The organism is Streptomyces sp. NC-S4, assembly GCF_054353315.1.
The window spans coordinates 915,316-941,527 of record NZ_CM135937.1 but is presented as its reverse complement, the minus strand read 5'-3'; the positions used below and the strand labels follow the sequence as shown (position 1 = coordinate 941,527).

Sequence of the window (26,212 nt, the reverse complement as noted above, 5' to 3'; positions counted from 1 at the left end):
TTATAACGGACCGCGCACAGGTGTTCCGCACCGGTGGCTTTGCCTCCTACGGTCGGGGCAGCACAGTTCCGGACCAGGAGGCAATGTGAAGCGCGAGATCGACATCGACCAGCTGGTGACGGCGATGAAGGCGGTCGACGAGGCGGGCCGGCTCTTCGAGGAGGCGCACGCCGTGTACGAGGCGCGCGGCCTCAAGAGGATCAGCGACGACTTCAAAGTGGCGGGCGGCTCGGTCCAGACCCTGCAGGGCGCCGAGGAGATGGCCCTCGGAGCCCGCAAGTACCTCGCCGAACTCGCGCTGATCGCCGGCTACGCGGCCGCCGGGCTCGGGGAGCGCGCGGGAGAGAGACCGGAGACCGCCCGGGCCGGCTTCCCCGGCATCTCGGGCGGCGGTGCCCGCATGGCCCGCCCGCTGCTCGATCCGACCCTGGAGGGACTGCGGCTGCTGCTGGCCGTCGACTTCTTCGAGCCCGCGTTCAAGGCCGCGATCGAGGAAGTCGTACACGCCGAGAAGGCCACCTACCCGGACCCCTCCACGTTCCGCATCCCCACCCGCGGCGACCGCGCCGCCACGGCCGGCCGCACCCCCTGAGGTGCCGGTCCGGGCCGACGGGGCGAGGCTGGTGGTATGCATCACGCGCCCGTCGTCGTGCACCGGATCTTCCCGTCGGGGGGCCGGCAGGTGACCCTGCGGACCTCGCACGGGGAGGAGCGCCTGGGCCTGGCCCGCTCCGACGAGGACGTCATCGAGTTCCTGCGCCGGGCCGGAATGCCGGACCCCGACGAGGTGGTCCTCGGCGGTACCGAGCTGCTGGACTGGGAGTGGGACACCCCTCACGTGTACGAGGCCGACCCGCCGACCGACGACCTCTGAAGGCCTCCGAGGGCCTCTGGGGAAGGCCCGCCGGCCGGCTCGGTCAGCCGTGGTGCACGGCCTCCAGGACCGCCAGATCCTCCTCGGACAGGCGCAGGGCCCCGGCGGCCACGTTCGCGTCCAGGTGATCCGGGTCGCCCGTGCCGGGAATGGCCAGAACGTGCGGTCCCCGCCGGAGCGTCCACGCCAGCCGTACCTGCGCCGGGCTCGCTCCGTGCGCCCGGGCGACGGCACGCACCGCCTCGTGCTCGGCTCCGCTCGCTCCCGCCTGCCGTCCGGTCCCGGCGATGGAGTAGAAGGGGACGAACGCGATGCCCTGCTCACCGCAGGCGCGCACGAACCCGTCGTGCTCGGGCCGCACCCCGATGCCGTACATGTTCTGCACGCAGACCACCGGTGCGATGGCCCGGGCCTCGGCGAGGTGCTCGGGGGTGACGTTGGAGATGCCGAGGTGGCGGATGAGGCCCGCCGCCCGGAGCTCGGCCAGCGCGCCGAAGCGCTCGGCGATGGAACCGGTCCCGACGATCCGCAGGTTCACCACGTCGAGGTGGTCGCGGCCGAGCTGGCGCAGGTTCTCCTCGACCTGGCCGCGCAGCCGCTCCGGGGTGGCATGGCTCCACTCCCCGGACGGGTCCCGGCCCGGGCCCACCTTGGTGGTGATCACGAGGTCCTCCGGGTAGGGGGACAGCGCCGTGTTGATCAACTCGTTGGCGGAGCGCAGCGGCGAGAAGTAGAAGGCGGCGGTGTCGATGTGGTTCACCCCGAGCTCGACCGCCCGGCGCAGCACGCCGATCGCCCGGCCGCGGTCCCGGGGTACGGCGTCGTCCGCGAACGCCTCGCCGGTCTGGGGCAGGCGCATCGCGCCGAACCCGATCCGGTTGATCTTCAGGTCGCCGAGGTTCCAGGTGCCCGCCGCGTCCGCGGTCGTCGTCTGTGAGGTCATGTACGGATGATCGCCACCCGGTAGGCTGGCGGGCCATTGATTAAGACATGACTGAATCCTTGGAGCGGCCGTGCAGGCGGAGCTGGCGTTCTCCGTGAGCGATCTCGCGCAGATGCGGTTCGCCGTCTCCCCGATGTGGGAGGTCGGGCCCAGCTACCGGCTGCTGGCCTCCGGGGCCGTGTCCCCCGTGCACCGGTCCTGGACCGAGCAGGTGCGGCCACGGCTGGCGGCCGCCGGGCTCGACCGGGGCTGGCTGGCCGAACTGATCCCGCCCTCGGGGTACGTGCCCGACTTCCTCAACCCGGCGCCCGCCGGTCCGGCTCCCTCCCTGACGGAGGAACTGGCCGGGATCCGGGACGCGCCCGCCTCCCGGGTCCGCCACGACCTCGACCGCCTGCGGCAGGAACAGGGGCGCCTCGGCCCGCGCACGCGGACCCTGTACGCCGACCCCCGGGCCCGCCTGGTCCAGGTCGCGGAAGAGATCGGGACCTACTGGGAGCTGGCCCTGGCGCCCTACTGGGCACGGATCCGCACGGTGCTCGACGCCGATGTCTTCCACCGGGCCCGGCAGGCCGCCGAACAGGGCGCGGCCCGTCTCTTCAACGACCTGCACCCCTCGGTGAGCTGGAGCGACGACGCGCTGCGGCTGTCGCGTCGGCACCGGCCCCTGTCCCGCACGACGGCGGGTGCCGGGCTGCTGCTGATCCCCTCGGTCTTCATCGGACCGGTCCCCTTCACCCGTGTGACGCCCCCGGAACCGCCGCAACTCGCCTACCCGGCACGCGGTACCGGCTCACTGTGGGAACCCCGGCGAGCCGGCCGGACCGAGGCCCTGGCCGCGGTGCTCGGCCGGTCGCGCACCCGGCTGCTGGCCGAACTGGAAACCCCGGCCTCCACCACCGAACTGGCCCGCCGCACGGGGCTCTCGGCCGCCGGAGTGTCCCAGTACCTGACCGCGCTGCGTGCGGCGGGCCTGGTCAGCGCGCACCGGGCCGGCCGCTCCGTGCTCTATGCCCGCACCGCCGTCGCCGAGACCCTCCTCGATGCCGGCACCCCGGGCATGGAGCGGGGACGATCACGAGGAGCGGCTACCCGTCCTTGAGGGACGACCGGCCGAACTGCTCGTCCAGGACGGACAGCCGCCGCCAGTACTCTTCCTCGTCGATCTCCCCGGCGGCGAAGCGCCGCCCCAGGATCGCGATCGGCGACCGCTCACCGTACGCCGCCGTCCCGCGGCGCCCGTGCCGGACGGTACGGCGCAGCACGGTGACGACACCGGCGACCGCCGCCGCCCAGATCAGCGGAAGGAACAGGATCCAGGGGCCGGGCCCGTCGTGGGCGAGGGCGGTGAAGGTGTCCATGTCGATTCATCTCCTCGGAAGCACGGACGTTTCGTCTCGTTCCGAGACTCCTCGGAAAGCTCCCCGCGGTCGTCGTACGGCGGGCTGCACCCCGGGTACTTCCACGGGAGTACCGGGTGCGGCAGGCCGTACGAGCCGGTACGCGTGGGACAGAAGCGCATGATGAGCACATTTCACGCAATCCCTCGTTCCCCGTACGCCGCCGCGCACGCTCGGTAGCGTCTGGATCACAAGCAGTCCGGTGCCGTCGGCAACCGAGCACCGGGCGGAGTCCGTAGAAGGCAAGGGAGCGAATACCTATGGCGAACGTTGAGGTCTCTTTGAAGGAGACGATGACCTCGATCGAGGGTGCGATGGGAGCCGCGTTGGTGGACTACACCAGCGGTATGGCGCTGGGGACCCTCGGCGGTGGCAAGGACCTGGACCTCACGGTCGCCGCCGCGGGCAACACGGACGTGATCCGGGCGAAGGTCCGCACGATGGAGATGCTGGGCCTGAAGGACGAGATCGAGGACGTACTGATCACCCTCGGCGGTCAGTACCACCTCATCCGGCTGCTCAAGGGCCGGGGTCACAGCGGCCTGTTCCTGTACGTCGTACTGGACAAGTCCCAGTCCAACCTGGCCATGGCCCGGCACCAGCTCAAGCGCGTCGAGGCCGCCCTGGAGCTCTGAGTCCTGCATTTTTGCGCCCACGCATGCCCACGAGTTGAAGAATTCTTCAATCCGGCACATCTGAAACAGGTAATCCCCGGGCGTGCGTGGGCCCGTCCGTACGAATGTATGGGTGGTCGGTCGACTGGCAGCCCCGCGCCCCCAAGCAAGGTTTGAAGCAACAGCAGGAGCACTCATGGGAATGCAGGTACCCCTCTACCAGGCGAAGGCCGAGTTCTTCCGCATGCTCGGACACCCCGTCCGCATCCGCGTCCTGGAACTCCTGCAGAACGGCCCGGTACCGGTGCGCGACCTCCTCGCCGCGATCGACGTCGAGGCATCGAACCTCTCCCAGCAGTTGGCGGTCCTGCGCCGGTCCGGCATCGTCGTCTCCATCCGCGACGGAGCGACCGTCAGTTACGCCTTGGCCGGCGGCGACGTGGCCGACCTCCTGCGCGCGGCACGCCGCATCCTGACCGAGCTCCTGACCGGCCAGAGCGAACTCCTGGCCGAGCTGAAGCAACTGGGGCCGCAACAGGACCGAGCGGACAAGGTCATCGGCCGCTGACGCCGGCCGTCCAGGAGATGTCGACCCGGGGATGTACGCGTGCCGTCGGCGTACATCCCCGGGCCGATGGCAGCCCCTCGCGTCCCGCATAGCGTTCGTGGCAGGCCCGCACCGGGCCGAATGCCACGAGACACATCGATGGAGACAATTCGATGCGACGACGCTTCTTCCTGGTCGGTGCCGCCGTTGCCACGGCTCTGGCGAGCACCCTGGCCACCACGACCGCCCATGCCGACATCCGCCCCGCAGGGCCGCCGCCGCCCGGGACCGCACTCGTGCTGCCCGCGCCGTCCGGGCACCACCCGGTCGGCAGGACCGTCGTCCACCTGAAGGACGAGAGCCGGGCCGACCCCTGGGTCCCCTCGGAGAAGCGGGAGCTGATGGTCTCCCTCTGGTACCCGGCCCTCAAGCCTTCGGACACACCCGCGCCCTATATGACGGCCGGGGAATCCGAGCAGTACGCGGCAGCCACCGGACTGAACCTGCCGGCCGGCCTGTTCGCCGGCGTGAGGACCCACTCGACGGTGGACGCCAGGCCGGCGAAGGCCCGCGGCGGACTGCCGCTGGTGATCCTCTCACCGGGCTTCGGCATGCCGCGCGCCACCCTCACCGGGCTCGCCGAGGAGTTCGCGGCGCGGGGCTACGCCGTCGCCGGCATCGGGCACAACTACGAGGCGGACGGCATCTCGTTCCCCGACGGGCGCACCACCTCCTGCGTGGCGTGCGTGAACAGGGACTACCCCAAGGTCGGCGCCGTCAGGGCCGAGGACATCTCCTTCGTGCTCGACGAGCTCACCGGCGCCCGGTCGGCCTGGAAGCGCGGCGCACCCGTCGACACCGACCGCGTAGCCGTCGTGGGGCACTCGGCCGGCGGTTTCAGCTCGGTCCCGGCCATGCTGCGCGACCCGCGCGTCAAGGCGGCGGTCAACATGGACGGCAACTTCCGGTTCCCGAACGACACCCCTCTGGACCGCCCGTTCCTGATGCTCGGCCAGCCCAGCCACATACCCGGCGGCGTCGATCCGACCTGGGACGAGACCTGGACCGAGCTGACCGGATGGAAGCGCTGGCTGAGCGTCGACGACATCGGGCACCTGTCCTTCACCGACCTGGCGCCCCTGGCCAAGCAGCTCGGCATGCCGCTCCAGCGACTGGACGGCGACCGCGTCGACGCCATCACCAGGGCCTACGTCACGGCGTTCGTGGACACCCACCTGCGGGGATGCGGCACCCCGCTGCTGGACGGCCCGACAGCACGCTTCCCGGAAGTCCGCTTCCACGCTCCGCAGGCAGTGCCGTCGACCTAGACCCGGACGCCCGGACGCGGGGAAGGGAGTCCAGGCCGCTACGGCCGCGTCGGGCGCCGTCTGCCGCACCGGGCGGGTACAAGGGATGGCGGACACACCCTCAGCGTTCCGAGACGAGGAGCACCATGTCGCACGCCCGGCCCGCTCTGCGCCGCCCGGAAGCCGGGCTCGCTCTCGCACTGGCGTTCGCGACGGCCGTCGCGGTCTTCGTCGTCATCTTCCTGGTGGGCCGGGCGAACACGCCGGACTACACCGCGACACTGTTCGGCCAGGCGGACACCGATGCCGTACGCCTCAAGGCGCGGCTCGCCACCGGCGTCGTCGGGCTGGCCGCTCTCCAGCTGGTGCTCGCGCTGTGGATGTACGGCAGGCTGCCGGGGGTGCGCCGGGTGCCGGGCCCGGTGCCCCTCACCCACCGGATCGCCGGCGTGGTCCTGTTCGTCCTCACCGTCCCGATCACGGTGCACTGCATCCAGGCCTACGGCGTGCAGCTGAACGGCTCGCGCGTGGCACTGCACTCGATCGCGGGCTGCTTCTTCTACGGGGCCTTCGCCGCCAAGGTCCTGCTGGTACGGAGCCGGCGCCTGCCGGGCTGGGCCCTGCCGCTGGCGGGGGGCGCGCTGGTGGTCGTGGTGGTGGTCCTCTGGTACACGAGTGCGCTGTGGTACTTCAACGGCAACAGCGTGCCGGTGCTGTCGCTCGGACACCAGCACCTGCCACCGGGGCGGATCTGACGACGGTTACGCGGAAGGTCGTCACCCGCGCTCTGCGGAAGAGCCGGGCCGCGTCCGTGACCCGCCCGCGTCGCGCCAAGGGCCGTCCGGTACCAGGGTCGCGAGAACGGACGTCAATGCCGGCGGCTCGACCCGATCCGGCAGCGTGTTCAGATCGGACCAGTCGATCCACGCGTGGTCGTGGAAGGCGAGGCGCTCATCGGGGAGGAGACCGGCCCTGCTCAACGCCGGCCGCTCCTCGGCGAAACGGGCCACGAAGAAGTCCTCCGACCCGACGTACCGCTTACCGTTCCACGGGACGTCACGTTCGACCGGCACGGACCGGTCACGGACCGCGGCGGGGTCCAGGCCGGTCTCCTCCGCCAGTTCTCGCCGGGCCGCGATCAGCGGTGTCTCGCCCGGCTCGATGCCGCCACCCGGCGGCTCCCACAGCATCGTGCCGTCGAACGGATCACGCCAGTGCAGCAGGAGGAGGCGCTGGGCGCCATCCAGGCAGATCACCCGCACGGCGGGCCGAAGTATGGTCTCCACGGCCCCGACCCTACTGGAGCACACCCTGACCGCCTCAGCCGAGCCAGCCGGGGCGGACCAGGCCGGATTCGTAGGCCAGGACGACCAGTTGGGCACGGTCGCGGGCACCCAGCTTCACCATGGCGCGGCTGACGTGCGTCTTCGCGGTGAGGGGACTGACGACCAGGCGGCGGGCGATCTCCTCGTTGGACAGGCCCATGCCGACCAGGGCCATCACCTCCCGTTCGCGGTCGGTGAGCCGGCCCAGCCCGGCCGCCGTGGCGGGCCGTTTCGAACGGGCCGCGAACTCCGCGATCAGGCGGCGGGTGACGCCGGGGGACAGGAGGGCGTCTCCCGCGACCACCGCCCGGACCGCCCGCAGCAGTTCCTCCGGCTCGGTGTCCTTGACCAGGAAGCCGGAAGCGCCCGCGCGGATCGCCTCGAAGACGTACTCGTCGAGCTCGAAGGTGGTGAGCATGACCACCCGCACGGCGGCCAGGGACCCGTCCTCGCCGATCCGGCGGGTCGCGGCGAGTCCGTCCAGCACCGGCATCCGGATGTCCATGAGCACGACATCGGGGCGCAGTTCCCGGACCAGCCGCACGGCCTCCTCGCCGTCGGCGGCCTCGCCCGCCACCTCGATGTCGGGCTGGGCGTCGAGCAGCGCCCGGAACCCGGCCCGCACCAGCAGCTGGTCGTCGGCGAGCAGTACGCGGATCACGGGTCCTCCTGGAGCGCGTCGGCCTTCGGCGGGAGCACGGCGGTCACCCGGAAGCCGCCGTCCGGTCGCGGGCCGGCCTCGACGGTGCCGCCCAGGGCCGAGGCCCGCTCGCGCATCCCGACGAGGCCGTTGCCGCTGCCGCCCGGGCCGCCGCCCGTCGCCGGGCCGTCGTCGTCCACCCGGAGTCGCAGGGCGCGGGGCCCCCAGATGAGCCGGATACGGGCGGTACGCGATCCGGAGTGGCGCATCACATTGGTCAGTGCCTCCTGGAGGATGCGGAAGGCGGCCAGGTCCACACCGGGAGGCAGTGCCCTGGGCTCGCCCTCGGTGGAGACCTCCACGGTCAGCCCGGCCGCCGCGGCCTGCTCCACGAGCTCGGGGAGCCGGTCAAGACCGGGTGCGGGGGAGCGCGGTGCCTCGCCGGGGGAGCGCAGGGTGTCGAGGACCTGCCGGACCTCGCCCAGCGCCTCCTTGCTCGCCGCCTTGATCGTGGCGAGCGCCGTACGGGCCTGTTCGGGATCGGAGTCGAGCAGGGCCAGCCCGACCCCCGCCTGGACGTTGATCACCGAGATGCTGTGGGCGAGGACGTCGTGCAGCTCCCGCGCGATCCGCAGCCGTTCCTCGTCCACCCGGCGCCGCTCGGCCGCCGCCCGCTCGGCCCGTTCCCGGGCCCATTGCTCCCGCCGTACGCGCACCAGCTCCGCGACGGCGAGCACCGCGAGCACCCATGCGGTGACGCCCACCTCCTGCGCCCAGGGCGTCGGGCCGTCCCCGGCGGGCGGGAGCCACTGGTAGAGCCAGTGCCCGATGAGCAGGTGCCCGGCCCAGAACAGGCCGACGGCGCCCCAGGCGGCCCGGCGGTGTCCGGCGACGACGGCGGCGAAGCAGGCCAGGGCGAGAGCGAGGAACACCGGCCCGTACGGATAACCGGCACCCACATAGACCAGGGTGACGACGCTGACCCCGTACGCCACGGCCACCGGGTACCGGTGGCGCACGACGAGCAGCGCGGGCCCGATCAGCAGCAGGAGCCGGGCGAAGCCGTCCAGTGCCACCCGCCCGCCCTGCGCGTGCGCGGCCCACCCCGCGCCGATCTGCGTGAAGACAGCCACGAGCAGCGCCGAGCGCCAGGCCGGGCCCCGCCCGGTCCGCTCCACCCACCGTCGCCACGGGGGACCCGGGCGCTCGCGCAGCTCTTCCATACCGCCACGCTAAACGGCGTCCCCCGTCACCGGCGTCACCCCGGCGTAGCGTTTCAGGCGTACTCCCCACGTAGTACCCGTACCCGACTTTTCGGCCTCGCGGGCGACGGTCCGACCGGTGGCGAGCAGTGGCCGGCATCTGCTGGTGGAGGCGGGCGGATCAGGCTAGGTTGCACGGAAGCGGAGGCTGTCGTGGACATCCGCCCCCGGCATCCGCCGGTTGTCCCACTGCCGTAAATTGTCCAACGGCCCGGCGGAGAAGGTCGGGCAAAAGGTACGAGTTTGGGCAGGTGTGGGCAGGACATGGCGCGACGCGGACGGATGGAAGCGGACCGAGGTGCCACCTCCGCCGCGCCTGCGGTGCCGGGCTCCGAGATAGCCGCGGCGGCCGACGGCGGGAGCGCGGCCCGGGGCTGGCTCCGACTGGGCCGGGACGGCCGGCTGACCGCCTACGCGAGCTGCGCCGAAGGCCTGGTGCGCTGGACCGAGTCCGCGCCAGGCTCCGACATCTGGCAGGGCCCGGAGCTGTTCCCCGTCGAGGGATGGGCGGGCCGCTTCACGCTGGCCCAGGACTCCAACGGATTCGTCTGGTTCGCCGGCACCCGCTACCGGGACGGGGCGCCGGGCGGCCGCGAGCTGATCATCGCCGCCCAATACCAGACCGGCCGCCCGCTCGGCGACTGGCGCGCCGTGGGCAACCCGTTCCCCGAGCGCAAGCGGGAGCAGGCGCGCGGGCCGGAGCAGGGACGTGCGGCGGAACAACCCCAGGGCCGGGAACAGCCGGACCCGGGGGCGGAGTCGGGAGCTCCGCTGCCCCCGCCCGGAGACCCGATCGTCCTCCCCGACGGCACCGGCGCGCTCCACGTCCTCACCACCCGGTTCGGCGTGGGAGCGCGCGGCCGCACCCGGCGTGCCGATGGCGCATGGGGCAATTGGGTCGACTATCAGGGCAAATGGGTACGCGGGGCCGTCGTCCCCCTGGTGACCGCCCAGGGCCGGGCCGAATTCCTCGTCACCTTCCGGGGCGGGGCCTCGTACTGGGGTCAGGACGCACCCGGAAGCGACTTCAGATGGCTCGGGCGCATGAAGGCCGATGCCGTGGAGGGCACGTACAGCTCCTGCGAGACGGGCCCCGGCACCGGCACGTATTTCTGGCGCCACCCGGCGGACGGCGGCGTCATCGCCTACCGCCCCCAGGCTCCGGCCGGCGCGTCGCCCGCGCTCATGCCGCTGGGAGGTGCGGGTGGCGTCGGCCCGGTGGGTGTCGCCCGTACGCGCATCGGCGGGTACGACTGCACCGTCCTGCTGCAGCGGGGGGCGGAGGGTTACCCAGAGATCGCCGCCTACCCGACCGAGGGCGAGCAGTACGGCACCTGGTGGGCCCCCGTCGGGGACCGGTGTGCGGGGCTGCCGGCCATCTCGTCCGACGCCCGCGGCTCGGTCACGATCGCGATGATTGACATGGACGGGGGGCTGCTGGTCGCCCGGCAGGATCCGACGGACCCCGGCCTCGCCTTCGGCCCCTGGCGTCGGGTGGGGTGATCCACCTCACCCGAATGCCCTTCGTGCGGCGACCGGAGTCGTCTTCGGGCATGCAGCACCCTGGGCCGACCGGGAGTTGACCCGCCGCGCAGGTGCGGGAAATCGCAGCCCATTCGCGAACGTGAAGCTTCGGGCGTGTGAGGCGCCCATGAATACTTGCTCGCCATTAAGTGATTGGCCTACGCTGCGCAGACGCTGTCAAGGTCGTATAAGTGTGCGGTCGACTGCGGTGGGCGGGTCGAGTGTTCGGGGAGCGGTGCGTGACCAGATTCAGGGGCGGGTCTGGCGGTGTGTCCCGGCACCTTCCGGCGCGCCGTGAGAAGTGTGTCTATCGAGGAGCTTTCTGAGTGGCAGGTATGCCCCGCCTGAGCGTTGTCGTGCCCTTCATGGACGTTGAGATATACCTCCAGGAATGTCTGGAATCGATAGCCAGGCAGACGTTCTCGGCACTCGAAGTGATCATGGTCGATGACGGCTCGACCGACTCCTCGACGGCCATAGCCGCCGACTTCGCCCGCCGCGACCCCCGGTTCAAGCTCCTGCGCCAGGAGTCGATGGGGCCGGGGCATGCCCGCAATGTCGGCATTCGGGCCGCTCATCCGCAGGCCGAATTCCTCGCGTTCGTCGACGGCGACGACGTCATACCCGAGTACGCCTACGAGCTGCTCGTGCAGACCCTCGAGGGCTCCGGTTCCGACTTCGTGTCGGGCAACGTGCAGATGATGAACTCCACCAAGCGGTGGCAGTCCCCCCTGCACAAGGCGCCCATGCAGAAGAGCCGGCGCGGCACGCACATCACGAAGCTGCCCGACCTCATCTATGACCGCACCGTGTGGAACAAGGTCTTCCGCCGGTCCTTCTGGGACTACCACTACATCGCGTTCCCCGAGGGCGTCATGTACGAGGACTCCTGGGTCAACATGTTCGCCCACTTCCGGGCCGCCAAGGTCGACATCCTCACGGACATCGTCTACTTCTGGCGTCGGCGCGAGGGCGGCGCGGCCCCCTCCATCACCCAGCGGCACACCGAGTTCAGCAACCTCCAGGACCGTGTCTCCGCGGTCCAGTCGGTCAGCCGCTTCCTCGCCGGCCACCGCGCGCGGTCCTACTCGGACCACAAGCGCAAGTACGACCTGGCCTGTCTGAAGTCGGACCTGATGCTGCATCTGAAGGTGCTGCCCGACGCCGACGAGGAGTACCAGGACGCCTTCATGCAGTGGGCGAACGAGTTCCTGGACGAGGCCGACGCGGACATCATCCAGGAGCTTCCCGCCGACGCCCGGGTCAAGTGGCTCCTGGTGCGCGAGGGGCGCCTGAAGGAACTGCTCGACGTGGTCGAGTTCGAGCGCAAGGGCGGGCCCATGCCCGTTCAGCGCCGCTTCCACCGCTACCTCAACTACCCCTACCTCGGCGACCGTTCGATCGGCCTCGACAAGAGCGCCTACCGGCTCGACAAGGAGCTCTCGCTCCACGGCTCGCTGATCCGGGCGGCCTGGGACGACAACGACAACCTGACCCTGGAGGGGTCCGCCTACGTCCGCTTCATCAACGTGCACAAGCGGCACATGTCGATGAAGGCGATCGCGCTGCGCAACAAGAAGCAGGGCCGCGTGGTCGTCGCCAAGGCGAAGACCACCTACTACCCGCAGGCCACCGAGTACTCGAACCAGAACCGCTACTGCTACGACTGGTCCGGCTTCCAGGTCAGCTTCGACACCAGCCGCCTCAAGCGCAAGGGCGAGTGGGTCGAGGGGACCTGGGACGTCGCGGCGGGCGTCCTGAGCCGCGGTCTGTTCCGCTACAAGGGCATAGCCCGGGGCGGCGCCGGCAGCGCCGCCAACCCGCCCTACCGGTACGTGGACAAGAACATCCGCGTGGTGCCCCTCTTCCTGCAGGGCAAGCTCAAGCTCCGCGTCGAGACGGTGCGTTGCCGCATCACCAGGCACCGCATGGTGGGTGACCACATCGAGCTCGGCGGCGTCTACCTCGGGCCCAAGCTCCCCGAGTGGGCCAAGTTCCGGGTGACCAGCATGAGCGGCGCCGGCCGGCACGACTCGTGGGTCAACTTCACGCCCGGCGGCGAGGGCTGGTACCTCTTCGTCACCCGCATCCCGGTCAAGGCGCTCGTCCCGGGACACCGCACCAACTCCTCGGACGGGGTCCCGGAGACCTGGAACACCGGCGCCAACGGCTGGAAGACCACCTTCCACGTCGAGGGACGCAAGGCGGCCATATACCCCGTCATGGCGGAGGACGCCACCGACGGCCACTACCGGATGCCGACCGGGCTGCAGACCGACGGCGGGGACCGCGAGGTCTTCGTGCACCGCAACGGTTCCGGCTACGTGGTGCTGTTCGAGCGCGACACCCTGCCGCTGGCCAAGTCCGCCACCTGGCGCGAGGACGGCTCGCTGGAGGTCGTCGTCGGCTACGCCGCGCAGGACATGCTCGACGCGTCCGAGTACGCCATGGCGCACGTCGTCGTGCGCTCCCGCGCGCACGGTGCGGAACGCGTCGCCCCGATCACCTGGTACGGCGACGAGTTCCGCTTCGTCATCACCCCCGCCGCGATGCGCACGCTGGCCGGCGACATCCCGCTGGCCTCCGGCCGCTGGGACTTCTTCCTGCGCCGCCAGGACCCCTCCGCGGTCACCCCGGAGAACCGCTCCAGCGACCTCATGGTCAAGATGACGCAGGATCTGATACCCACCCTGCCCCGGGACCTGACGAGCAACGAGCGCCGCTACGAGCTGCAGTCCGAGGCCTACGACCGGCTCTCGCTGCTCGTCCACTCGGCGATGCCGGACGAGGCCCGCGGCCCCTACCGGCAGAAGCTGATGCGCACCAAGACGTATCCGGCGGCCCGCCGCCAGCCCGTGATGCAGGCCGTGCTCTTCGACGCCTTCAAGGGGACCCAGTACTCCGACAGCCCGCGCGCGCTGCACGAGGAGATGGTCCGCCGGGGCCTGGACCTCGAGCACCTGTGGGTGGTGCGCGACGACCAGGTGGAGGTCCCGCCGACCGCGCGGCCCGTGCGCATGTGGTCCCCCGACTGGTACGAGGCCATGGCCCGGGCGAAGTACGTGGTGGCCAACAACCACATGCCGGACTGGTTCGAGAAGCGCGAGGGCCAGGTCGTCGTGCAGACCTGGCACGGCACCCCGCTCAAGCGCATCGGACACGACATCGAAGCCGTGCACTTCGCGGACAAGAGGTACCTGGAGCGCGTGGAGAAGGAGGTGCAGAACTGGGACATGCTGGTGTCCCCGAACAGCTTCAGCACCCCGATCCTCAAGCGGGCCTTCCAGTTCCCCGGCGAGATGGTCGAGAGCGGCTACCCGCGCAACGACATCCTGCGGCGCGCGGACTCCGGGCAGCGGGCGGCGGAAGTACGCCGCCGCATCGGCCTGCCGCCGGGCAAGAAGGCCATCATGTACGCGCCGACCTGGCGCGACGACCAGTTCTACGCACCCGGGAAGTACAAGCTCGACTTCCGCATCGACCTCGACGAGGCCAAGGCACAGCTGGGCCACGACCACGTCCTGCTCGTGCGGCGCCACCCCAACGTGGTGGACCCCGTACCGGGCGCCGGCGACGGCTTCGTCTTCGACGTGTCCGACTACCCGGACATGGCGGATCTCTCGCTCATCGCGGACGTGATGATCACGGACTACTCTTCCCTGATGTTCGACTTCGTCAACACCGGACGGCCGATCCTCTTCTTCACCTACGACCTGGATCACTACCGCGACACCCTGCGGGGCTTCTACTTCGACTTCGAGCAGTCCGCCCCCGGCCCGCTCGTGTACTCCTCCCCGGAGCTGATCGGGGCGATCCGCAACATCGACCGCATCCAGCACGGCTATGCCGCCCGCTACCGCTGGTTCCAGCAGGAGTTCTGCGACCTCGACGACGGCTACGCCTCGGCCAGGCTCACCGACCGCATCCTGATCGCCGGAGGGGACCTCGACCCCGCCCGGGCACAGGCCCCCGCCGTCGGAGCCGTCCGCGGCCCCGCGGCCGGTCAGGCGGGTCAGGCGGGTCCGCGAGGCGCGGCGGGTCAGACAGGTCAGGCAGGTCCCTGGAACGGAGGCACCCTCGGTCAGGTGCCGCGCCAGCCGGCGAGAAGAATGGATTCCGAGCATGTCTAAGACAGCCCAGAGCACGCGCCGCGTCTTCACCGGCGTGGACTCCTCCGGGGCGGTGCCCATCGAGTACCGGTTCTCCCACGCGCGCAACGGCAACCGCCACCTGGTCGTCGTCTTCGCGAACCGCTACGCGACGAACGAGTACGGCTGGGCCAACGGAAAGCTCGACCTGCTCCGCTCCAACATCCTGTGGGTCCGCGACCTGTTCGACGGGGCGAACACCTACTACCTGTGCAAGGGGATGGACTTCTCCCTGGAGCAGTCCGTCGCCGGTCTCATCTCGCGCGTCATGAACGCCCTGTCGCTGTCGCCGGACCAAGTGACCATGTTCGGCAGCTCCAAGGGCGGCAGCGCGGCCCTGTTCTTCGGCCTGAAGTACGGCTTCAGGAACATCGTGGCCAGCGTGCCCCAGTTCCAGATCGGCACCCGCGTCAGGGAGGGCAACCCCGAGGCGGTCCGGGTGATGATGGGCGAGGCGACCGAGCACAACGTACGGGTCCTCGACTCGGTCCTGCCCGACCTGGTGCACAGCGGGGCGAACCGCTCGGCCAACATCTACCTGGTCACCTCGCCCCAGGACGAGCAGTACGCGAGCCAGGTCGAGCCGTTCGTCAGGCTGTTCCAGGCACACGAGAACTTCAACTTCGTCTACAACGACTCTCCCCTGATCACCGACCACGGGAAGGTCACGCTGCGCAACCTCCCTACGCTGATAGGGCTGTTGAACCTCCTCGTCGAGGGCATCGCCCCCCGGTTCGGCATGGTCCGCAACGGCTACGAGGAGCCCAAGCGCGACACGTCGGCCATCGACTCGTTCCTGACCCAGACCTCCCTGGTGCAGAAGGACGAGTCCTTCCCCCGTCCGGTGGTGCTGACCCCGACGACGGAGGAGCGGGTCCCCGCGAACATGGTCCGCTTCACCGGCACCGCCGTGGGCGCGGTCCGCGTCAGCTTCTGGCAGGACGGCAAGCACAAGGGCTCCGCGCCCGTCGCCCCCGACGGCACGTGGGTCTGGGAGCGCAGCAGCCCCTGGCCCAAGGGCAGGCACGTCGTCAGGCTGTTCGCCGCCGACGCGAACAACTACCAGACCGAGCGCACCGAAGCGGTCTTCACGGCCGTCGAGAAGGCGTCCGCGGCCCTGCCCGAGTACGACCCCGCGCCCGCGCCGATGCCCATGCCGGCACAGCGCCTCGTGCTGTCGGTGAGCGCCCCGGCCGCCCACCAGCAGCTGCCGGGCCCCGCCGTCGGCTTCGCCGGCTACGCCCCGGGCGCCGTCCGCGTGGACTTCCAGGAGGGCGGAGCGGCCCTGGGGACGTGCGAGGTGCGGGCCGACGGCAGTTGGGTGTGGGAGCCCGGTTGGGCCTGGAACCAGGGCGACCACTTCGTCGAGGCCATCGCGGTGGACGCCGTCGGCAACGCCTCCCCGTGGACGGCCGTCCCCTTCACCCTGATCATGAACTCCTACCCCGTGCCCGCGCAGGGGGCGTTCTTCAACCCACGGTACTGACCGTGGCCGGGTCCGCCGGACGGGTCACCCGCATCACCAGCGGCCGGTGGTCGGACGCCTTGGTGTCCACCACCTCGCAGGCGGTGCGGGGGAGCCGGGTGAACAGGTAGTCGATCTTCGTGCCGTCCTTGAGGGTGGCGCGCCCCTTCTTCGAGCTGCCCTTCTGGTCGCACTCGCGGTACGTGGTGTACGCCTCCGACGGCCAGATCCAGGCGGAGGTGTTCCGGTCGCCCACCGGCGGCGGGGAGTTGAAGTCCCCGCCGAAGACCGTGGCGGCGTCCGTCGACGCGGCGGCGACCAGCGAGCTCAGCTGGTCGTCGCGGAAGTCCCAGTCCGGATGCTCGTTGTCGCTCTCCCGCAGCGAGAGGTGCGCGTTGCACACCCGCAGCCGCTGGGCCGGGACCCGCGCGCACAGGATCCCCCGGTGCAGTCCCACCGTCGGCTGCTCGGTCGGTATCGCCTCCACGTCGGAGAGCGGGGAGCCGGCCAGCAGGCCGTAGCCCGCCTCGCCCCGGCCCTGCCCGGTGCAGCCGACGGCCTTGCGGCCGCCCGCCGAGTCGACCTCGGCGTACGGCTCGAAGGCCGTGTGCCACTGCGGGCCGAGGGCGCGGGCGAAGGACTGCAGGTCCTCGGAGCACACCTCCTGCAGGAGCAGGACCTGGACGCCGGAATCGCCGATCAGCTCGCTCAGCTGCCGGAGCTTCTCCTTCGGGCCCCCGGTCTTCTCGCAGCTCCACTGCCGCACCCCGCACATGTTCCAGGTGGCCACGGTGACCTCGTCGGCCTTCCCGGCGCCCATGTCCGAATCCGGTGTCTGCGCCGATGTGCACGCCACCGCGGTCAACAGGCTCAGGGCTGCCGTCGTGCGGCCGAACCGGCGGCGGAGCGACCGCCGGCGCGGCCACCGCCCGGTCTCCGTGTGTCTCTGCATTCGGACATCATTGGGTATGGGCCGGTCAGACCGTGCATCGGGCCCGGTACGAACCGTCCGTACGCCCTGCGCAGCTCCGAAAGGGACGGCCTAGGGTGGGGTGGTGACGAACGAGAGTACGAGAGCGATCGGCGACCGGATGCTGTACGGGTGCATGGGCCTGGGCGGGAGCTGGGACCCCGGCCCGTACGGGCCCGCGGACATCGACGCCGCCGAGGCGGCCGTCGCCGCCGCCCTCGACATCGGCATCACCACCTTCGACCACGCCGACATCTACCGGCACGGCAAGGCCGAGGCCGTCTTCGGGGAGGTGCTCGCGCGCACACCCGGGCTGCGCGAGCGCATCACCCTCCAGACCAAGTGCGGGATCCGGCTGGGCGACAGGGACCGCCTGGGGATGTACGACCTGCGCGGGGAGAGCATCACGCGGCGCGTCGAGGAGAGCCTGACCCGGCTGCGGACCGATGTGATCGACGTCCTCCTGCTGCACCGCCCCGACCCGCTGGCGGACGTGGACTCGATCGCCGCCGCGCTGACCTCCCTGCACCGGCAGGGCCTCGTACGGGGCTTCGGCGTGTCCAACATGGGCGCGCCGCAGATCGCCCACCTCCAGGCCCGGCTCGACGTACCGCTGGTGGCGAACCAGCTGGAGATGAGCCTGCACAGCCGTGCCTGGGTCGAGGCCGGAGTCCTGGTCAACACACCGGAATCCGCGCGGAACGGGTTCCCGTTCGGCACGCTGGAGCACTGTCGCGACCACGGCATCCGCCTCCAGGCCTGGGGTGCGCTGGCGCAGGGCCGCTTCACCGGCCGCGAGGAGACGCCCGCCGAGCGGGCCACCGCGCGCCTGCTGGCCGAGCTGGCCGAGCGCAAGGGCACCACGGCCGAATCGCTCCTCCTGTGGTGGCTGATGCGGCACCCCGCCGCCATCGCCCCGGTCATCGGCAGCGCGCGCCCCGAGCGGATCCGTGCCTGCCGCGACGCGGCGCTGCGGGAGCCCGAGCTCACGCACGAGGAGTGGTACGAGCTCTGGATCACGGCCCGGGGCGTGCCGCTGCCCTGAGCCGACAGGTTGCGGGGAGCAGGGGGCGGCCCAGGGGGTTAGCCCCACCGGCGGCCGACCGGCAAGCCGGATGGGGTCCCGAGCCGAGATCAACAAGGCTTGCGCCATGACGACTTACCCGCGCAAGGCCCTGCTCCTCGCCCTCGCCGCGACCACCGTGGCGGCCACCTTGACCGCGACGGCGACCGCCAGCGCCGCCGCCCCGGCCACGGCCCGGCCCGCCCCCGCCGCCCCGCAGCTCCACTGGCACCGCTGCACCCACCCGGACGCGCTCGCCGCCCAGGAGTGCGCCGAGCTGCCCGTCCCGCTCGACTACGACGCCCCCGACGGCCGGCAGCTCACCATCGCGGTCTCCCGGATCCGCAGCGACCGCCCCGGGGCCCGGCGCGGCACGCTGGTCGTGATACCCGGCGGACCCGGCGGATCCGGTGTGCAGCGCCTGACCCAGAAGGGCGACGCCCTGCGGCGGGAGCTCGCCGGGGCCTACGACCTCGTCGCCTTCGATCCGCGCGGAGTGGGCGCCAGTACCACCGCGAGCTGCGACCTCGCCCCCGAGGACCGGTACTTGACGAGCCTGCGGTCCTGGCCGGGCCCGAACGGCGAGATCACCGAGAACGTCGCCCGGTCCCACCGCATCGCCGAGGCCTGTGCCCGCAACGGCGGCCCCGAGCTGCGCAGTTTCACCACGGCCAACCAGGTCCGCGACATGGACCGGTTCCGCGAGGCGCTCGGCGAGCGCAAGCTCTCCGCCTGGGGCACCTCGTACGGGACGTACGTGGGCGCCGTGTACGCGCAGGAGTACCCCCGGCACACCGACCGCTGGGTCCTCGACAGCAGCGGCGACCCCGACCCGAAGCGTGTCGCCCGCGGCTGGCTCGCGAACATGTCACAGGGCGCGGCGGACCGCTTCCCCGACTTCGCGGCCTGGGCGACACACCCCGACCGGGACCGGGACGGCCTGCGGCTCGCCGCGGCGGCGCAGGACGTCGAGCCGCTCGTCGTCGCGCTCGCGGCCCGGCTGGACCACGAGCCGAGGGCGACGACGACCCCGGGAGTGCCGCTGACCGGCAACGGCCTGCGCCAGGCCCTCCAGAACACGCTCTACGCCGACGCCGCCTTCCCCTCCTTCGCCCGGCTCGTGCGGGCCGTGCAGGAACCGGCCGGGACCCCGGTGCTCCCCAGGGAGCTCGCCGCGCCCATCCGGAACGAGGACGCCGCGCTCATGGTCGCCGTCATCTGCAACGACGTGGCGTGGCCGGACGCGTCCACGGCGGCGTACCAGCGGGCCGTCGACGCGGACCGCGCCCGGTTCCCGCTCACGGCCGGCCTGCCGGTGAACGTGCTGCCCTGTTCCTTCTGGCAGACCCCCACGCAGAAGCCGACCCGGATCACCGACGGCGGCCCGTCCAACATCCTCATGCTCCAGAGCCGCCGGGACCCGGCCACCCCGCTCTCCGGGGGTCTGAAGATGCGCGAGGCGCTGGGCGACCGGGCCCGGCTGGTGACCGTCGAGCAGGGCGGCCACGGGCTCTACCTCGGAAACGGCAACGCGTGCGGCGACCGCGCCGTCACCGAGTTCCTCACGAGCGGCCGCCGCCCGGCCCGGGACACGGGCTGCGCGAACTGAGCCGACCGCGTCCGTACCGCCACCGTCACCGACCCGGCTGCGCGCAACCCGGCCGTGGCCCTCGATATCCATCCGTACTTGCGGGTACTGCGGCCGAATGGCGCCGGATTTGATAGTTCTGGACTGGTCCGGTGTGAGAAAGCTGCGGGAAGGACACGGCATGTTCGATCTACTGCGCCCGGAGACCGTCATGTGCCCCTTCTGCAAGGCCACCGCCGCAGACGGAGTGGTGCGGACCCTGTGGACCGGAGCGGGGTCGCTTTCGGTGACCTGGCACGCCCTCAACTGCCCGCACTACGCCGCCGACCGGATCCTCGCCGAGAACGAGAGCTGACCGGTGCCGTCCCCACCGCTCCGGGGACGGCGACATGCGGGACCGGCCCCGTGCGGCGAGGATGAGGAGGGACCGGCGAGGAGGAGCGGCGCATGACCAGTCCAGCTGAGCGGCTCCGGCGCGGACGGGCCGTCCGCAAGATCACAAGCCGTGCCGCGCACGGGCGGTGGACCGCTTCGCCGGACCGGCCCGACCCGATCGGGGTCCTGCAGCGGCAGGGCACCGACCGCGTGCCCGAGCTGCTGCCGATCCGCTACGGCCGGATGGCGGCATCGCCGCTCGCCTTCCTGCGCGGCGCGGCCTCCGTGATGGCCGCCGACCTGGCCACCGCGCCGCAGACCGGTCTGACCGTCCAGCTGTGCGGGGACGCGCACCTGCTGAACTTCGGCATCTTCGCCTCCCCGGAACGCGCCCTGCTCTTCGACGTCAACGACTTCGACGAGACCTTCCCCGGCCCCTTCGAATGGGACGTCAAACGGCTCGCCGCGAGCGTCGCCGTCGCCGCCCGCGACAACGGGCACGGCGACGACCGGGCCGCGCGGGCGGCCCTCGGCGCGGCCCGGGCCTACCGGGAGACGATCCGGGAGCTCGCCGGACAGCGCGAGCTGGACGTCTGGTACCACCGGACCGACACCGCCGACCTGCTGTCACTCGTCCGCAAGCGCGAACTGCGAGACCGGGTGGAGGCCAACCTGGCGCGCGCCCGCCGCCGCACCAGCCTGCGCGCCCTCGGAAAGCTCACCGAGGTCCAGGGCGGACGGCGGCGGATCATCCACGACCCGCCGCTGCTGGAGCCGCTCGCCCGGGCGGACTCACGGGAGGTCGACGAGGTCTTCGGGAAGTACCGCAGCACGCTCCCCGAGGAGCGCCGCCTCCTGCTGGACCGCTTCCGGTTCGCCGACGCGGCGCGCAAGGTGGTCGGCGTCGGGAGCGTGGGGACCCGCTGCTTCATCGTGCTGCTCCTCGGGCGCGACGCCGACGACCCGCTCTTCCTGCAGATCAAGGAAGCCGTGCCGTCCGTTCTGCAGGACCACCTCCCGGACGACGGTCACGACCACGAAGGACACCGGGTGGTCGCGGGCCAGCGCCGCATGCAGGCCGCGGGCGACATCTTCCTCGGCTGGACGACCGGGGCCGCCGGGCGCCACTTCTACGGCCGGCAGCTGCGCGACATGAAGGGGTCGGCCGAGCTCGCCGGCATGCCTCCGGGCCTGCTCGCCCGGTATGCCGAGCTGTGCGGCAGGGCCCTGGCCCGCGCCCACGCCCGTACCGGCGACCGCATCGCCATCGCGGGCTACCTCGGCGGCGCAGACACCTTCGACCGCGCCGTGGCCTCCTTCGCCCTCGGCTACGCGGACCGGACCCGCGCCGATCACGCGCTGCTGACCGCCGCCGTCGCCGACGGGAGGCTCCCCGCCATCAGCGGTGTCTGAACCGTCCCGGCCGTCTCAGGCCGGCGCGCCGGCCCGCTCCGCCTCCCGGGCCGCCCGGCGGCGCAGCGCGTCCTCGTCGGTGTCGGCGTCGTAGGAGATCAGCTTCGGCAGCAGGGCGGCCAGCACCGCCACCGACGCCACACAGGCCAGCCCGCCGCCCCAGAAGGCCGAACGGGTACCGGTCCAGCCGGCCATCGTGCCCGCCCGGACCTGCCCGAGCTGCGGTCCCACGCTGTACGAGAGCACCTCGATGCCCGCGAGCCGGCCCCGCAGCTCCTCCGGGATCGTCTGGTTCCAGATCGTCGCCCGGCCCAGCCCGCTCGCCATGTCGCCCGCGCCCGCCACCGCGAGGCACAGCAGCACGAGCCAGATGCCGGAGGACGCCCCGGCCCCCGCGATGGCCAGGCCCCACACCGCCGCACCGAACACCACGAGCAGCCCGTGCCGGCGTACCCGGGACATCCAGCCGCTGGTCATGCCGAGCACCAGCGAGCCCACCGCCCCCGCCGCGTACATCAGCCCCAGCGCCCAGACCGCGTCGAGCTCGTCCGCGAGGAAGGGGTAGATCGCGTTCGGGAAGGCGAAGAACATGGCCGCCAGGTCCACCGCGTACGTCCCCAGCAGCACGGGCCGGCTCCACGCGTACCGCGCGCCCTCGGCTATCCCGCGCAGCGACGGACGCTCGGCCCCCTTCACCGGGGGCGCCGGACTGAGCCGCAGGCACAGCAGCACGGATACGAGGAAACCGAGGACGGTGACGCAGTAGGCCGCCGCGTGACCGGCGAACGCGACGACCACACCGGCCAGCGCCGGACCGGCGATCGCCCCGAACTGGTAGCGCAGCCCGTTGAGCGCGGCGGCGGCCGTCAGCTGCTCGTGCGGCACGATCCGCGCCATCAGCGAGTCCAGGGCCGGCCGCTGGAGCCCGCTCAGGGCCGACACCCCCGCAGCGACCACGTACAGCGGCCACAGCAGCGGATCGGGCAGCAGCGCGTTCACCAGGAGCACCAGGGCGAGCACACCGAGCCCGGCCTCGGTCAGCAGGATCATCCGCCGCCGGTCGACCGCGTCGGCGAGGGCGCCCCCGTACAGTCCGAAGACCACCAGCGGAACGAGCTCCACCGCCCCCATCGCGCCGACCGCCAGCGGCGAGTCCGTCAGGTGCTTGATCTGCAGCGGCAGCGCGATCATCGCCATGAACGAGCCGAAGTACGTCACCGTGCCCTGGTAGAACAGCAGCCTGAAGTCACGGCCGGAACGGAACGGGGCGAAATCGGGCAGTACGGTGGTCCATCGGGAAGTGCTCACGAGATGCCATCGTCCGTGGACGTCGCGGCCGGAGCAACGGATTTTCCGCGCATCGGCCCCGAACCGATCACGGACGGGCGAATCCGGCGTCCGGCGCGTGGCTTCCCGGGCCCGGTGTGGCACCCATGGGTCATGCCGCCGGTGTCAGCGTTCCTGCGTACGGCAGCGTCGTACGCCTGGCGCCTGCTGGTGGTCGGCGCGGCCGTCTACGCCGTCTTCGCCGTGCTCGGCCGGTTCCACGAGATCACCGTGGCACTCTTCCTCGGGCTCGTCGTCACCGCCCTGCTGTGGTGGCCCACCCGCCGCCTCGCCCGCGTCCTGCCCCGGTCGGTCGCCGTCGCCGTCACCCTCCTCGGCAGCGCGCTGCTCCTGCTGGGCGTACTGGCCCTGGTCGGCACGGCGGTGGCCGGGGAGAGCACCACCTTGGCCCGGGAGTTCCGCGAGGGACTCGACAGCATCGAGGAGTACCTCGAGCGGCCACCCTTCCGGCTGAACCCGAACGCGCTCACTGACCTCCAGTCCCGCCTCGGGGAGTACCTGTCGAGCCACCGCTCCACGCTGATCGGCCAGGCACTCAGCGGAGCCGGGCGCCTGGTCCAGGTCCTGACCGTGCTCGCCCTCGCGGCCTTCTCCTCCTTCTTCTTCCTGCACGGCGGCGACCGGCAGTGGTCCTGGTTCTGCGCGCAGCTGCCGCCGCCGGTGCGCGCCCGCGTGGGCATCGCCGGCGGCGCGGCCTGGCGCACGTTCACCGGCTACACCCGCGGGATCGTCCTCGTCGCGGCGACGAACGCGGTCCTGGTCGGGCTGGCGCTGTACTTCCTCGGGGTCCCGCTGGCCGTGCCGCTGGCCCTGCTGGAGTTCTTCGCCGCGTTCATCCCGCTCGTCGGCTCGCCGGTCGCGCTGGCGGTCGCCGCGGTGGTCGCGCTGGCCGCGAAGGGGCCGTTCGTCGCGGGCCTGGTGGTCGCGCTGATCGTGGTCATCGGCCAGATCGAGGGCCATCTGCTGCATCCGCTGGTGATGAGCCGGGCGGTGAGCCTGCACCCGCTGGTCGTGGCGATCTCGGTGGTCGCGGGGGCCATCGCCGCCGGAGTGGTGGGCGCGGTGGTCGCGGTCCCGCTGGTCTCGGTGACTTGGTCGGTGCACTCGGCGCTGCGCGACGCGCGCCGCACGGCCGGCGGCCCGGCGGGCGTCGGCGGCACAGCGGCCGACGAGGGCGGGGAGGCCGACGAGGGCGGAGGGGCCGACGGCGGCTGAGGTGCCGTCGGCGGCTGAGGGCGGCCGGACGTCGGACAGCCGCCCTCGCTTCCTGCACAATCGCCTGATGAGCGATGTAGACCCCTACCTGTGGCTGGAAGACGTATCCGGCGACGCCGCCCTCGCCTGGGTGCGGGAGCGCAATGCCGAGACCGTGGACGAGCTGACGGGTTCCCCCGGATTCAAGGTCCTCGAGCAGGAGATGCGCGAGGCCCTGGACGACGACGGCCGGATCCCCTACACGGTCCGCCGGGGCGGCCACCTCTACAACTTCTGGCAGGACGCCGACCACGTGCGCGGCCTGTGGCGGCGGACCACGCTGGAGGAGTACCGCACGGACCGGCCGGCCTGGGAGGTGCTCCTGGACCTCGACGCGCTCGCCGAGGCCGAGGGCGAGAAGTGGGCCTGGGCCGGCAGCCGGGTCCTGGCCCCGGAGCACCGGCACGCCCTCGTCCTGCTGTCCCGGGACGGCGCGGACGCCTGCGTGGTGCGCGAGTTCGACCTGGAGACCCTGGAATTCGTCGCGGACGGGTTCACCGTCGCCGAGGCCAAGACCCGGATCGGGTGGATCGACCACGACCGGGTCTGGATCGGCACGGACTTCGGCGCAGGCTCGATGTCCGCGTCCGGTTACCCGCTCCAGGTACGCCGCTGGCGGCGCGGCACGCCCCTCGCGGACGCCGAGCCGGTCTACGAAGGCCGGCCGACGGACCTGTCCGCCTCCGGATGGCACGACGACACCCCCGGCTTCGAACGGGACTTCGTCCACCGGCAGATCGACTTCTGGAACCAGGAGCTCTTCCTGCTCCAGGAGGACCCGGCCGCCCCGCCGCTGAAGATCGACGTCCCGGACGACGCGGGCGCCTCCGTCCGCCGCCGGTGGCTGACCGTCACCACCAAGTCGCCGTGGCTCGGCCACGGCGCGGGCAGTCTGCTCGCCTTCGACCTCGACGCCTTCCTCGCGGGGGAGCGCGAGGCCGAGGTGCTGTTCACCCCGGACGAGCGCACGGCGCTCGCCGGGTACAGCTGGACCCGAAACCACCTCATCCTCAGCACCCGCGCCGACGTCTCCTCCCGGATGGAGCTCCTCACCCCGCCCACGGGGGCGGGCGGGAGCGGCTGGCACCGCGCACCGCTGCCGGGCCTGCCGCAGCTCTCCAGCGCCTCGGTCACCGACACGGACCCGGACGTCGGCGACGAGTACTTCCACCAGGTCTCCGGCTTCCTCCAGCCCGCCACCCTCTACCGGGGCACGGCCGGCGACGACAGCGAGAGCGAAACCCTCAAGCAGAGTCCGGCGCTCTTCGACACGGCCGGTCTCGCCGTGCGCCAGTACTTCGCGACCTCCGCGGACGGCACGAGGGTGCCGTACTTCGTCGTCGGACCCGAGGACCGCCCGGGCCCCGGCCCCACCCTGCTCTACGGGTACGGCGGCTTCGAGATCTCCATGGTCCCGCAGTACAGCGCGGTCACCGGGCGGGCCTGGCTCGCGCGCGGCGGCACGTACGTCGTCGCGGGCATCCGCGGCGGGCACGAGTACGGGCCCGCCTGGCACAAGGCGGCCCTCGGCGCGAACCGGGTCCGGGCCTACGAGGACTTCGCGGCGGTCGCCCGGGACCTCACCGCCCGGGACATCACCACTCCCGCGCAGCTCGGCATCGAGGGCGGCAGCAACGGCGGGCTGCTCATGGGCGCCATGCTCACCCGCGACCCGGAACTGTTCGGCGCGGTCGTCGCGCACGTGCCGCTGCTGGACATGCTGCGCTTCCACAAGCTGCTGGCCGGGGCCAGCTGGATCGCCGAGTACGGGGATCCCGACAGCCCGGCCGACCGGCCGCACCTGGAGGAGATCTCCCCGTACCACCGGATCCGGGCGGACGGGCCCGCGTACCCGCCGCTGCTCCTGCTCACCTCGACCCGAGACGACCGGGTGCACCCCGGCCACGCCCGCAAGATGGCCGCGCGGCTGCGCGAGTACGGGCATCCCGTCCTCTTCCACGAGCACCTCGGCGGCGGCCACGCGGGTGCCACCGACCACCGGCAGACGGCCTTCAACGAAGCCCTCGTCCACACCTTCCTGTGGGAGCGGCTGACCCCGCGGAACTGATCGGACAGCGGGACGCAGGTGAACGACAGGCATCCGTACGGGGGATTTCCGGGGTCAGTCGCTGCCGCGGGCCGGGTCGTGGCTC

At 71.9% G+C, this 26,212-nt stretch carries 23 protein-coding genes; 16 read left to right on the top strand and 7 right to left on the bottom strand.

Annotated elements, in window-relative coordinates; all coding sequences use genetic code 11:
- Window positions 1-85: 85 nt before the first annotated feature.
- Together ACXNSR_RS03800 and ACXNSR_RS03795 are read left to right on the top strand one after the other, a co-directional pair.
- Complete coding sequence (locus tag ACXNSR_RS03800) at window positions 86-592, top strand: hypothetical protein (protein WP_458640717.1); 507 nt, start codon at window positions 86-88, stop codon at window positions 590-592.
- A 36-nt stretch (window positions 593-628) separates the two neighbouring features.
- A complete protein-coding gene (locus ACXNSR_RS03795; protein WP_458640716.1) occupies window positions 629-874 on the top strand; it encodes a hypothetical protein in 246 nt (81 codons plus the stop codon).
- A 43-nt stretch (window positions 875-917) separates the two neighbouring features.
- Here ACXNSR_RS03795 and ACXNSR_RS03790 read toward each other — a convergent pair whose 3' ends face one another.
- Window positions 918-1,817 (bottom strand): oxidoreductase, encoded by a 900-nt coding sequence (locus ACXNSR_RS03790; RefSeq protein ID WP_458640715.1) that lies wholly within the window; start codon window positions 1,815-1,817, stop codon window positions 918-920.
- A gap of 70 nt (window positions 1,818-1,887) precedes the next feature.
- Here ACXNSR_RS03790 and ACXNSR_RS03785 point away from each other — a divergent pair, with 70 nt between their 5' ends.
- Window positions 1,888-2,919 carry an ArsR/SmtB family transcription factor gene (locus ACXNSR_RS03785; RefSeq protein WP_458640714.1) on the top strand — a complete coding sequence of 344 codons (1,032 nt, stop codon included), beginning with the start codon at window positions 1,888-1,890 and terminating at the stop codon, window positions 2,917-2,919.
- Here the strand turns inward: ACXNSR_RS03785 and ACXNSR_RS03780 are convergent.
- The gene (locus tag ACXNSR_RS03780; RefSeq protein WP_458640713.1) at window positions 2,906-3,178 is read right to left on the bottom strand and encodes an SHOCT domain-containing protein; all 273 of its coding nucleotides are present in this window, start codon (window positions 3,176-3,178) and stop codon (window positions 2,906-2,908) included. The two genes, ACXNSR_RS03785 and ACXNSR_RS03780, sit on opposite strands and share 14 nt — an antisense overlap.
- A 299-nt stretch (window positions 3,179-3,477) precedes the next feature.
- On the opposite strand from ACXNSR_RS03780, the gene ACXNSR_RS03775 reads away from it, so the two are divergent.
- The 4 genes from ACXNSR_RS03775 to ACXNSR_RS03760 all read left to right on the top strand — a co-directional run bounded on the left by ACXNSR_RS03775 (window position 3,478) and on the right by ACXNSR_RS03760 (window position 6,440).
- A complete protein-coding gene (locus ACXNSR_RS03775) occupies window positions 3,478-3,852 on the top strand; it encodes a hypothetical protein (RefSeq protein ID WP_189742363.1) in 375 nt (124 codons plus the stop codon).
- 181 nt (window positions 3,853-4,033) lie between these two features.
- Window positions 4,034-4,399: an ArsR/SmtB family transcription factor gene (locus tag ACXNSR_RS03770; RefSeq protein WP_458643554.1), complete on the top strand. Its 366-nt coding sequence runs from the start codon at window positions 4,034-4,036 to the stop codon at window positions 4,397-4,399.
- Between the two features lie 152 nt (window positions 4,400-4,551).
- Window positions 4,552-5,706 (top strand): alpha/beta hydrolase family protein, encoded by a 1,155-nt coding sequence (locus ACXNSR_RS03765; RefSeq protein ID WP_458640712.1) that lies wholly within the window; start codon window positions 4,552-4,554, stop codon window positions 5,704-5,706.
- Between the two features lie 125 nt (window positions 5,707-5,831).
- On the top strand, window positions 5,832-6,440 hold the full coding sequence (locus ACXNSR_RS03760; protein WP_458640711.1) for a DUF6529 family protein: 609 nt from the start codon (window positions 5,832-5,834) through the stop codon (window positions 6,438-6,440).
- 21 nt (window positions 6,441-6,461) lie between these two features.
- Here the strand turns inward: ACXNSR_RS03760 and ACXNSR_RS03755 are convergent, their stop codons facing one another.
- The 3 genes from ACXNSR_RS03755 to ACXNSR_RS03745 are packed head-to-tail and all read right to left on the bottom strand — an operon-like array spanning window position 6,462 to window position 8,873.
- On the bottom strand, window positions 6,462-6,971 hold the full coding sequence (locus ACXNSR_RS03755) for an NUDIX hydrolase (RefSeq protein ID WP_458640710.1): 510 nt from the start codon (window positions 6,969-6,971) through the stop codon (window positions 6,462-6,464).
- 34 nt (window positions 6,972-7,005) lie between these two features.
- Entirely contained in the window at window positions 7,006-7,671 is a 666-nt protein-coding gene (locus ACXNSR_RS03750) for a response regulator (protein ID WP_458640709.1), read from the bottom strand.
- Window positions 7,668-8,873 carry a sensor histidine kinase gene (locus ACXNSR_RS03745; RefSeq protein ID WP_458640708.1) on the bottom strand — a complete coding sequence of 402 codons (1,206 nt, stop codon included), beginning with the start codon at window positions 8,871-8,873 and terminating at the stop codon, window positions 7,668-7,670. The genes ACXNSR_RS03750 and ACXNSR_RS03745 overlap by 4 nt, the downstream gene beginning before the upstream one ends.
- A 303-nt stretch (window positions 8,874-9,176) precedes the next feature.
- Here ACXNSR_RS03745 and ACXNSR_RS03740 point away from each other — a divergent pair, with 303 nt between their 5' ends.
- The 3 genes from ACXNSR_RS03740 to ACXNSR_RS03730 all read left to right on the top strand — a co-directional run bounded on the left by ACXNSR_RS03740 (window position 9,177) and on the right by ACXNSR_RS03730 (window position 16,070).
- The gene (locus ACXNSR_RS03740; RefSeq protein ID WP_458640707.1) at window positions 9,177-10,415 is read left to right on the top strand and encodes a hypothetical protein; all 1,239 of its coding nucleotides are present in this window, start codon (window positions 9,177-9,179) and stop codon (window positions 10,413-10,415) included.
- A gap of 386 nt (window positions 10,416-10,801) precedes the next feature.
- Window positions 10,802-14,566, top strand: coding sequence for a CDP-glycerol glycerophosphotransferase family protein (locus ACXNSR_RS03735; RefSeq protein ID WP_458640706.1), 3,765 nt, complete (start codon window positions 10,802-10,804; stop codon window positions 14,564-14,566).
- Window positions 14,559-16,070: an Ig-like domain-containing protein gene (locus ACXNSR_RS03730; RefSeq protein ID WP_458640705.1), complete on the top strand. Its 1,512-nt coding sequence runs from the start codon at window positions 14,559-14,561 to the stop codon at window positions 16,068-16,070. The genes ACXNSR_RS03735 and ACXNSR_RS03730 overlap by 8 nt, the downstream gene beginning before the upstream one ends.
- Here ACXNSR_RS03730 and ACXNSR_RS03725 read toward each other — a convergent pair.
- Complete coding sequence (locus ACXNSR_RS03725; RefSeq protein WP_458640704.1) at window positions 16,054-17,001, bottom strand: endonuclease/exonuclease/phosphatase family protein; 948 nt, start codon at window positions 16,999-17,001, stop codon at window positions 16,054-16,056. The genes ACXNSR_RS03730 and ACXNSR_RS03725 overlap by 17 nt on opposite strands.
- Window positions 17,002-17,104: 103 nt before the next feature.
- Here ACXNSR_RS03725 and ACXNSR_RS03720 point away from each other — a divergent pair, with 103 nt between their 5' ends.
- The 4 genes from ACXNSR_RS03720 (at window position 17,105) to ACXNSR_RS03705 (ending at window position 21,458) form a co-directional block, all read left to right on the top strand.
- Window positions 17,105-18,064, top strand: coding sequence for an aldo/keto reductase (locus tag ACXNSR_RS03720; RefSeq protein ID WP_458640703.1), 960 nt, complete (start codon window positions 17,105-17,107; stop codon window positions 18,062-18,064).
- 106 nt (window positions 18,065-18,170) lie between these two features.
- Window positions 18,171-19,691, top strand: a complete 1,521-nt coding sequence (locus ACXNSR_RS03715) for an alpha/beta hydrolase (protein ID WP_458640702.1) — start codon at window positions 18,171-18,173, stop codon at window positions 19,689-19,691.
- A 160-nt stretch (window positions 19,692-19,851) separates the two neighbouring features.
- Complete coding sequence (locus tag ACXNSR_RS03710) at window positions 19,852-20,025, top strand: hypothetical protein (protein WP_458640701.1); 174 nt, start codon at window positions 19,852-19,854, stop codon at window positions 20,023-20,025.
- Window positions 20,026-20,117: 92 nt separating this feature from the next.
- A complete protein-coding gene (locus tag ACXNSR_RS03705; protein WP_458640700.1) occupies window positions 20,118-21,458 on the top strand; it encodes a DUF2252 domain-containing protein in 1,341 nt (446 codons plus the stop codon).
- A gap of 15 nt (window positions 21,459-21,473) precedes the next feature.
- Here the strand turns inward: ACXNSR_RS03705 and ACXNSR_RS03700 are convergent, their stop codons facing one another.
- Entirely contained in the window at window positions 21,474-22,766 is a 1,293-nt protein-coding gene (locus tag ACXNSR_RS03700) for an MFS transporter (protein WP_458640699.1), read from the bottom strand.
- A gap of 132 nt (window positions 22,767-22,898) precedes the next feature.
- Here ACXNSR_RS03700 and ACXNSR_RS03695 point away from each other — a divergent pair, with 132 nt between their 5' ends.
- Together ACXNSR_RS03695 and ACXNSR_RS03690 are read left to right on the top strand one after the other, a co-directional pair.
- Complete coding sequence (locus tag ACXNSR_RS03695; protein WP_458640698.1) at window positions 22,899-24,020, top strand: AI-2E family transporter; 1,122 nt, start codon at window positions 22,899-22,901, stop codon at window positions 24,018-24,020.
- 67 nt (window positions 24,021-24,087) lie between these two features.
- Window positions 24,088-26,127 carry a prolyl oligopeptidase family serine peptidase gene (locus ACXNSR_RS03690; RefSeq protein ID WP_458640697.1) on the top strand — a complete coding sequence of 680 codons (2,040 nt, stop codon included), beginning with the start codon at window positions 24,088-24,090 and terminating at the stop codon, window positions 26,125-26,127.
- Window positions 26,128-26,212 lie beyond the last annotated feature (85 nt).